We start from the raw sequence: 254 nt of genomic DNA on the forward strand, positions 1-254 counted from the left end.
GTACCAGCGCCTGTCGGACGACATGGACATCAACTGCGGCGAAGTGCTGGACGCGGGCATCCCGGTCGCGGAGATGGGCCGGCGCATCTTCGACCTGATTCTCGCGACGGCGTCGGGCCAGCCGAGCCGGAGCGAGGCGCTCGGTTTCGGCGACAGCGAGTTCATTCCATGGCAGATCGGCGCGGTGATGTGACCGGCGCGCAGCTAGGCCCGACCCCGGTGCCCGGCGGACCGGCCTCGGCCGACCCGCACGG

At 71.3% G+C, this 254-nt stretch carries 1 pseudogene; it reads left to right on the plus strand.

The features are described 5' to 3' along the window. A pseudogene (locus SB717_RS37765) lies at positions 1-193 on the plus strand (hypothetical protein); the annotation flags it as partial. Positions 194-254: the final 61 nt, after the last annotated feature.

This window comes from Priestia sp. SIMBA_032, from assembly GCF_046535215.1.
Classification (GTDB): domain Bacteria; phylum Bacillota; class Bacilli; order Bacillales; family Bacillaceae_H; genus Priestia; species Priestia aryabhattai.